General features: G+C 70.5%; 7 protein-coding genes and 4 tRNA genes. 8 read left to right on the top strand and 3 right to left on the bottom strand.

The window, feature by feature from the left end; all coding sequences use genetic code 11:
• Window positions 1-624: 624 nt before the first annotated feature.
• Window positions 625-1,704, bottom strand: coding sequence for a redox-regulated ATPase YchF (ychF, locus tag D6718_06360; GenBank protein RMG45912.1), 1,080 nt, complete (start codon window positions 1,702-1,704; stop codon window positions 625-627).
• Between the two features lie 215 nt (window positions 1,705-1,919).
• On the opposite strand from ychF, the gene D6718_06365 reads away from it, so the two are divergent.
• The 8 genes from D6718_06365 (at window position 1,920) to D6718_06400 (ending at window position 5,305) form a co-directional block, all read left to right on the top strand.
• Window positions 1,920-2,684 carry a spore coat protein gene (locus tag D6718_06365; protein RMG45913.1) on the top strand — a complete coding sequence of 255 codons (765 nt, stop codon included), beginning with the start codon at window positions 1,920-1,922 and terminating at the stop codon, window positions 2,682-2,684.
• Complete coding sequence (locus D6718_06370) at window positions 2,567-3,136, top strand: dTDP-4-dehydrorhamnose 3,5-epimerase (protein ID RMG45917.1); 570 nt, start codon at window positions 2,567-2,569, stop codon at window positions 3,134-3,136. The genes D6718_06365 and D6718_06370 overlap by 118 nt, the downstream gene beginning before the upstream one ends.
• 14 nt (window positions 3,137-3,150) lie before the next feature.
• Window positions 3,151-4,173, top strand: a complete 1,023-nt coding sequence (gene rfbB, locus D6718_06375) for a dTDP-glucose 4,6-dehydratase (protein ID RMG45918.1) — start codon at window positions 3,151-3,153, stop codon at window positions 4,171-4,173.
• 111 nt (window positions 4,174-4,284) lie between these two features.
• A tRNA-Pro gene (locus tag D6718_06380) sits at window positions 4,285-4,361 on the top strand.
• 55 nt (window positions 4,362-4,416) lie between these two features.
• Window positions 4,417-4,492, top strand: a tRNA-Arg gene (locus D6718_06385).
• Between the two features lie 89 nt (window positions 4,493-4,581).
• Window positions 4,582-4,658 (top strand) — tRNA-Arg (locus D6718_06390).
• A 54-nt stretch (window positions 4,659-4,712) separates the two neighbouring features.
• A tRNA-His gene (locus tag D6718_06395) sits at window positions 4,713-4,787 on the top strand.
• 113 nt (window positions 4,788-4,900) lie between these two features.
• On the top strand, window positions 4,901-5,305 hold the full coding sequence (locus D6718_06400; protein ID RMG45914.1) for a hypothetical protein: 405 nt from the start codon (window positions 4,901-4,903) through the stop codon (window positions 5,303-5,305).
• Between the two features lie 9 nt (window positions 5,306-5,314).
• Here the strand turns inward: D6718_06400 and D6718_06405 are convergent, their stop codons facing one another.
• Both D6718_06405 and D6718_06410 read right to left on the bottom strand, forming a co-directional pair.
• A complete protein-coding gene (locus D6718_06405) occupies window positions 5,315-6,055 on the bottom strand; it encodes a Crp/Fnr family transcriptional regulator (GenBank protein RMG45915.1) in 741 nt (246 codons plus the stop codon).
• Window positions 6,056-6,167: 112 nt separating this feature from the next.
• Window positions 6,168-6,410 (bottom strand): hypothetical protein (locus D6718_06410; GenBank protein RMG45916.1); only part of this gene is annotated, 243 nt, incomplete at its 5' end.

Here is a 6,410-nt window from a genome sequence, read left to right on the forward strand (position 1 = left end):
CTCTTCGGCCCCCGGCCGCCGTGTCGGGCCCACCGCCCCCGTGCCGCTCCCGCGGCTGCGAACGCCACCGCCGCGTCGGTCCGGTCAGGAATCGTGCCAGCGGGGCACCGGCGCCGAGAACGCACCGCGAAGGAAGCACCTTCCGGCTGACGAGCGATCTCGTTCCGAAAACGCCTTCGAAGGGCCGCCCATCGACAGCACGGAGGTGCGTCCCCCAGGCGCGCGACTCCTCCCAACCCGTTGAGCGCTTAGGAGTTGGGGGCAGCGGCCGGTGGCGGCCGCGCAATCTTCGGAAGGTGCGTCCCCAATGGTGCGTCGGCCCACCGAACTCGTTGGAGATCGGAGGATCCGGTCTCGTACGGATCGATGGCCGGGGATCGGGGGAAGTCTTCTGTTGCTCGTGAGTTGCCCGGCGTTTCGCACCATCGAGGAAGCACGTCCGAATCTTCGAAAACCCAGGGTGCTCCGTAGAGTCGGGCGCCGGTTCGCGCCGTCGAAGGCGCGCCCCTGACCATTGACGACCGCCCGGAAGATCGCCGTTCCGGACGATCGGCACCTCGTTCCGCCGAGTCCGGGCGGGCCAGCGGCTTCGCGCCAGGCGTCCCGAGAGAGTTCCTCTTGCCGTCAGGAAGAGTGCCGGACGTGCAGCACGTCGCCGTCCTGGACCACGTACTCCTTCCCCTCCAAGCGCAGCCAGCCGCGCTCCCTCGCCGCGGCGAGGCTCCCTGCCTCGAGCAGGCGGTCCCAGGGAACCACCTCCGCGCGGATGAATCCCCGGGCGAGGTCGCTGTGGATCACCCCTGCGGCCTCCCGGGCCGCGGTCCCCGCCCGGATCGACCACGCGCGGCACTCGTCGGGACCGACGGTGAAGAAAGAGATGCGCCCGAGAAGCCGGTAGCAGGCGCGGATCAGGCGGTCGAGCGCCGGCTCGGCGATGCCGAGGTCCTCGCGAAACGCCTTCGCATCCTCCGGGGGCAGGGCAGCGATCTCCTGTTCGATCTTGGCCGACAGCGACACGACCTCGCACTCCCCGCGCCCGCTCAGACGTGCCAGGCCGAGCTGTTCCGGCCCGGCGCCGATGTCGGCCGCCCGATCTTCCGGAAGGTTCACCGCGACGAGGAGCGGCTTCGCCGTGAGGAAGGCATAGCCGCGCAACTGCCGGCGCTGATCCGGATCGGTGACGATTTCGCGGACGGGCATCCCCTGCTCGAGCCCCTCCGCCACCCGGCCGATCAGCTCCCGTTCCCGCTTGTCCTCGGGCCGGTTCATCTTCCGGATCATCGCGTCGAGCCTCTCGAGCCGCCGCTGCGCGACGCCGAGGTCGGCGAGGAGGAACTCGGTTTCGACCAGCTCGAGATCCCGGGCGGGATCGATGGTCCCCTCCGGATGCGGGTCGGTGGGATCGTCCCAGGCCCGGAGGACGACCAGCAACGCATCCGCCGTGCGGAGGTCGGCGAGGAGGGGGTTGTCCGTTCGTCCACCGGCACCGCGCTCGACCGGCGCGTGATCGACGTAGACCACCGTGGCGGGCGTCGTTTTCTTCGGCTCGAACAGCGCGCTCAGGCGTTCGAGCCTGGGGTCGGGTACTCGGGCCACACCCCGGCGCGTTTCGGGTGGAGCTCCCGGAGGGACTGCCGTCCCGGTCAGGAGACTCCACAAGGTGGTCTTCCCGGCACGGTTGAGTCCGCACAGCGCGATTTCCATCGCAGCTCCTTCCGTTCTTCCAGGATACCGGCCCGGCCGGCTCCGGCTCACCGGAGGGGTGGGCGCGACGGCGCCCGGCGCCCGAGATTCTCAATGGGCGGCTCCGGCCCCGCCGCAGGGCTGTCCGCCGGGGAAAACCGGTAGAATGCCCCGGCGGGGCGGGAACCGCGAGGAAGCAGGGGGCGGCCCGGGAGCGGCCTGTGGAGGTCTGCTGGATGAAAGGGGTTGTCTTGGCCGGCGGTCTCGGCACCCGTCTCTACCCGCTGACGAAGGTCACGAACAAGCATCTGCTGCCGGTCTACGACCGGCCGATGGTGTTCTATCCGATCGAGGCGCTTCGGAACATCGGCGTGGAGGAGATCCTGCTCGTCACGGGGGGGTCGTCGGCGGGCGACTTCATGAGACTCCTCGGCGACGGAAGAGAGCTGGGCCTGCGTTCGATCACCTACGCGTATCAGGAGGGCGAGGGAGGGATCGCGGACGCGCTGCGCCTGGCGCGCTCCTTCGCGGGCGGCGGGCGCATCGCGGTGGCGCTCGGCGACAACATCATCGAAAGGAACCTGCGTGCCGCGGCCGACGCGTTTCGCGCGCAGCCTCGCGGGGCGCGGATCGTTCTCAGCCGGGTTCCCGACCCGCAGCGATTCGGCGTTCCCGTGCTCGAGAACGGGAAGATCGCGCGCATCGAGGAAAAGCCGAGCGTGCCGAAGTCCCCCTACGCGGTCACCGGCTTCTATTTCTACGATTCCCAGGTGTTCGACATCATCGACGGCCTGGAGCCGTCGGGCCGGGGAGAGTACGAGATCACCGACGTGAACAATGCCTATCTCCGCCGGGGGGAGCTGGAGTACGATGTGCTCGAGGGATGGTGGACCGATGCGGGGACGTTCGACTCGCTGCTGAGAGCCAACCAGCTCGTGGCGAAGACCGGGGCGAACAAGCTCGATCCGAATCCGGCGCCGGCGGCGGGAGGCGGGCGGTGATCGACGGCGTCCGCGTCGAGCGCCTCGAGGGGCACGAGGACGAGCGGGGACGGCTGGTCCCCCTCTTCCGGGAGGACGATCCGGCGGTTCCCCGCTTCGGTCAGGTCCACCTGACGACGGTGCATCGCGGCGCGATCAAGGGATGGCGGCGCCACCGCGAGCGGACCGACTGCCTCGCCGCGGTTCGGGGTACCGTCCGCGTCGGCCTGTACGACGCGCGCCCGGGATCCCCCACCGAGGGCGAGGTCAACGAGTTCTTCATCGGCGAGCGGAGCCCGCTCCGACTGACGATCCCGCCGGGCGTCTGGTTCGGCCTCAAAGGGGTGGGCGAGGGCGAGGCGCTCGTCGTCGTCCTCACCGATCGGGCGCACGACGCGCTCGACCCGGACGAGGAGCGGCTGGACCCCCACGTCAACGAGATCCCCTTCGACTGGGAGCGGCGAGACCGGTGAGCGGCCCGCGGGTGCTGGTCACCGGAGGATGCGGGTTCATCGGCTCGAACCTGATCCGCTGGTTGCTGGCCGAAACCGACGCGGTGGTGACGAATCTCGACCTGCTGACCTATGCCGGCCGCGGCGGGAATCTTGACGACCTCGAGCCCGGTCCCCGGTACCGATTCGTCCGCGGTGACGTGGCCGATCCCGCGGCGGTGGCGGAAGCGGCGGAGGGGTCGGAGGTCGTGTTCCACCTCGCCGCCGAGACGCACGTCGACCGGAGCATCGAGGATCCCGGCTCCTTCGTGCGGACCAACGTCCTCGGCACCCAGGTGGTTCTCGAGTGGGCGAGGGCCGCCGGAGCCCGCGTCGTGCTGGTCTCCACGGACGAGGTGTACGGGGCGCTCGGCGATCCGTCCGACCCGCCCTTCACGGAGGACGCACCCCTTGCGCCGAACTCGCCCTACGCGGCCAGCAAGGCGGCGGCCGAGCTGCTGGCCAGGGCCTGGCGCCGGACCTATGGCCTCGACGTCGTCATCACCCGCTGCTCGAACAACTACGGTCCTTACCAGTTCCCCGAGAAGTTCCTGCCGCTGATGATCGTGCGGGCGATGGAGGGCGAGCCGCTCCCGATTTACGGGGACGGCCAGCACCGGAGGGACTGGCTGCACGTGGAAGACCACTGCCGCGGCCTCGCGGCCGCCTGGAAGAAGGGCCGGCCGGGGGGCGTTTACAACTTCGGGACCGGGTGCGACCGGCCCAACCTCGAGATGGCTCGGTTGGTGCTCAGGATCGTCGAGGAGGAGACCGGAGCGCGGGGAGCGACGATCACGCGCGTCACCGACCGGCCGGGTCACGACCGGCGCTACGCGGTCGACACGGGACGCGCCCGGCGGGAGCTGGGATGGCAGCCGCAGATCGACCTGGTGGACGGCCTCCGCGCGACCGTACGCTGGTACCGCGATCACCGGTCGTGGTGGCAGCGGCTGCTGGCCGAAGGGAACCTCGTCGACCGCCGCGTGGCCCGGGCGCTCGCCGAAAAGCGCCAGATTTGACCGGTTTCCGCCGCGGGTGCTAGGATGCGCGCGCCTCGGCGGGGCTTGAATTCCGGCTCCGCGCGGGCCCGGCGTTCGCGGGCCGGCGCGGTCCACCGGGCGGACGGACGGCGGGGCGTAGCGCAGCCTGGTAGCGCGCCTGCTTTGGGAGCAGGATGTCGGCGGTTCAAATCCGTCCGCCCCGACCACGTCCCGACGGCTCGCCACGGGGCCGAGGGGTGTGTCCCGGCGGGCCGATCGCACGCGGCTGTAGCTCAGTGGATAGAGCACCAGCCTCCGGAGCTGGGGGTCGCAGGTTCGAATCCTGCCAGCCGCGCCAGCCCGCCCGAGGCAAAGCGGCGGGATTGCTGCTATCATCCCGGCGCCGCGACGGCATCCGACGATGCCGGGCAGGCGCCCCTGGACCGAGCGCCTGTAGCTCAGGTGGATAGAGCAGCTGCCTTCTAAGCAGCGGGTCGGGGGTTCGAGTCCCTCCGGGCGCGCCACCCGGGTGGCGGCTACCCGCAGGGCGGTCGCGGCGGCTCCCGACGGACAGTGTGGTGGGCGTAGCTCAGCGGTAGAGTCCCTGACTGTGGATCAGGTTGTCGTGGGTTCAAATCCCATCGCCCACCCCAACTCTGTCTCACCGCCGGCCGTTTGACGGCGGTCAACCCCGTCTGTGACCCGAGCCATCCCCCCCGGCGGCCGGCTGCGGTAGCGTGTCGTCCGCTCGGCGGGCGGTCCCGCGGTGAAGGTGCTCATGCCGCAGAAGACCCGCAGCCCGGCCCGATGGGAGCGCATGCGGGCGCGGCTGCTCGAAATCGACGACGTGGTCGAGATCCAAGGTCACCGGGGGGAGGTCCTCGTCTACGCCGGCCACCAGCCTCCCGGCCTGTTCCTGGTCACCGCCGCGCGGATCGAGGTCGCCCCCCCGGGGGAGAAAACGCCCCGTCCATTCGCGGACACCTCACGCGGCCCGTTCCTCCTGCCCGCTCTGCCGGACCTCGACCGGCCCGCGCCGGCGACGATCACCCTCGGGAGCGACGCGGAGCTGATCTTCATCCCGCGCAGCCTCGCCGCCGGGCAGCCTCGCCTCCGGAAGCTGCTCGGCTCTCCGGACGTCCCGGTGAGAGGCTGGGACCAGCTCGCCTGAGACGATCCTTCAGCGAGCCCGGCTCGTCTCGAGTTCGTCGAGGAGCGGATCGAGATCCGGAACGATCACGGTGCGGCCGTGGAACTTGGCGACCCGGTCCTGCTCGAGCTGGCGGATCGACCGGGACACGCTCTCGGGCCGGACCCCGAGCAGAGCCGCGATGTCCTGACGCGAGATCGGCAGCTCGATGGAGATCGAGCCGTCCTCGTCCACCTCGCCGAACCGTTCCTTCAGCACCAGCAGGAGATGGGCGAGGCGGGCCCGCAGGGGGAGGGCGACCAGGTCGAGCTTCGTTTGTTCCGCATCGCGGAGGTCGGTCGCCAGCCGCCTGAGGAACCGGAAGCCGAGGTTCGGGTTGTGCTCGAGCAGGCGGCGGACCGCCGCGCGGTCGATGAAGCAGATCCGCGACGGAACCAGCGCCTCCGCCGTTCCCGAGTAGGGCTCCCCGGCGAAATACTCGAGGTAGCCCATGGTGCTGCCGGTGTGGTACAGGCGCGAGATGACGGAGTGCCCGTGGGCATCGCTCTTGCGCAGCGCGACGGTCCCCTCCTCGACGCAGTAGATGCCGAGGCAGGGATTTCCCTGGTAGAAGATGACCTGTCCCGGGGCGTACAGATTGGCGGTCTTGGCCTGATTGAGCAGCGCCAGGTCGTCGTCCTTCAGCTCGCACCACTCCGAGCGGGCTCGGCTCTGGCACGCAAAGCAGCTCGTCTTCCTGCTGCCGTTGCCGGGGTGCCTCGGGAGGCTCATGGGGATCGCCCTCGCGCGGCGCGGGCACCGCGCCTTCCATTATGCGGTCAATCTGATCCAGGTCAATGAACCGGACGGAAGCGGCCGGTTTCCCCGTACGCGCCCTTGCGCATCAGCCCGCAGCGCTCCGCGCTCCCCCGGAGCTCTCCAGCGGCTCCTCGCCGGCCGTGGTCCCGTCGTGGCCGAGGCGCACCGGCCGGCCATCGCGGACCGTATCCAGTCGCACGGGACGGCGCCACAGCCGAGCCATCGCGGCGAGCGCCTCCCGGGCCCAGTCGAGGCGGAGGTCGACGCCGTCGTGGCGGTGTCGGAGGAGGAGTTCGCCGCGGTTGCGGTAGTTGGCGTCGACGATCTC

The organism is Acidobacteriota bacterium (assembly GCA_003696075.1).
GTDB lineage: Bacteria > Acidobacteriota > Polarisedimenticolia > J045 > J045 > J045.

Coding starts and splice junctions, on each gene's coding strand:
- D6718_06370 (RMG45917.1), top strand. CDS start 2,567: ATGGTGGACCGATGCGGGGACGTTCGACTCGCTGCTGAGAGCCAACCA.
- D6718_06365 (RMG45913.1), top strand. CDS start 1,920: ATGAAAGGGGTTGTCTTGGCCGGCGGTCTCGGCACCCGTCTCTACCCG.
- ychF (RMG45912.1), bottom strand. CDS start 1,704: ATGGAAATCGCGCTGTGCGGACTCAACCGTGCCGGGAAGACCACCTTG.
- D6718_06405 (RMG45915.1), bottom strand. CDS start 6,055: ATGAGCCTCCCGAGGCACCCCGGCAACGGCAGCAGGAAGACGAGCTGC.